Raw genomic sequence first — 1,480 nt, forward strand, 5'->3', positions numbered from 1 at the left:
GCACCACCCGCGACGGCGGGCGGCGCGATCTCCACCACGTGCCGGCCACCGTCCGCGTCGAGCACCACCTGCAACTCGGCTCCCGGTTGCCACACCCGGTCGGCGAGACCGACATAGGCGTGCGGATCGATCTGCGGGCAGGCCAGCTCGGGGACGACCTCGTTGCTGCGGTAGCGCCGGTATCCCGGATTCCCCACCACGTCCACCGCGAGCCGCACCCGGGTTCGCCACAAGGTCCCGTTCGAGGCACCGCCCGGCACCTCCTCGACCGTCACCTCGCGGTCCACACCGCCGAGCCGGCGCAGCTGTTCGACCACCACGGCACCTGTGAAACGACGTTGCGCCGCGACGGTCATGTGCGACAGATCGCAACAGCCCGCTCCCCCCGGACCGGAGATCGGACAGACCCGCTCGACGCGATCCTCGGACGCCTCGAGTACGTCCTCCACGTCGGCGAAACAGAACGACCCGCCCCGATCCTCGGTGACGCGAGCGAAGACCCGCTCCCCCGGCAGTCCGTGCCGCACGAAGACGACCCGACCCTCGAACCGCGCGACACACGCACCGCCGTGGGCGGGATTCCCGAGGATCACCTCGATCCGCCGGCCGGACCAATCCGTACGCGGGTGTGCCTGACGATTCACCGGGGTTCCTCCTCGTTGTCGAACTGTCGTTCCTGTCCGTCCGGGACGGCCCGCCCCATCGCGCCCGCCTCCGCGGACGAGCGCAGCTGCCACGGCACACTCGTCACCATCACCCCCGGCTGGAAGAGGAGCCTGCTCTTGAGCCTCAACGCACTCTGATTGTGGAGAAGCTGCTCCCACCAGTGGCCCACCACGTACTCGGGGATGAACACGGTCACCACGTCCCGGGGAGAATCGCGCCGAACCCGCCGCACGTAGTCGAGGACGGGCCGCGTGATCTCACGGTAGGGCGACTCGACGACCTTCAGCGGAACCGTCAGATCGCTCCTCTCCCATTCGACGACGAGACGCCGGGTGCTCTCGTCGTCGACGTTGACGGTGATCGCCTCGAGCGTGTCCGGGCGGGTCGCCCGCGCATAGGCGAGCGCACGCATGGTGGGCATGTGCAAGGTCGAGACCAGCACGATGGAATGCGTGCGGCTGGGCAGCACTCCGTCCCAGTCCACGCTCTCGAGTTCGGCGGCGACCGTGTCGTAGTGACGCCGGATCGCCTTCATCAGCACGAACGCCACCACCATGGTCACCACCGCGATCCATGCCCCGGCCGCGAACTTGCCGGTCAGTACGACCAGCAGCACCAGCGTGGTGGACACGCACCCGACCCCGTTGATCAACCGCGACCGCGTCATGCGACCCCGGGCGGTGGGATCCGACTCGGTGCGCAACTCCCGGGTCCAGTGACGCACCATGCCGGCCTGTCCCAGGCTGAACGCGACGAACACCCCCACGATGTACAGCTGGATGAGCCGGGTGACCTCGGCTTCGAAGACCCACAC

Annotated in this window: 1 protein-coding gene and 1 pseudogene; both read right to left on the reverse strand. The window is 68.6% G+C overall.

Annotated elements, in window-relative coordinates:
* On the reverse strand, positions 1-644 hold a 644-nt coding region (locus tag R1101_RS0123345), incomplete at its 3' end, for a TRAM domain-containing protein (protein WP_016935594.1).
* Positions 641-1,480, reverse strand: a pseudogene (locus R1101_RS28410) (DNA-binding protein); the annotation flags it as partial. The gene R1101_RS0123345 and the pseudogene R1101_RS28410, both read right to left, overlap by 4 nt.

It is taken from the genome of Rhodococcus sp. R1101 (assembly GCF_000278445.1).
GTDB lineage: Bacteria > Actinomycetota > Actinomycetes > Mycobacteriales > Mycobacteriaceae > Rhodococcus > Rhodococcus gordoniae.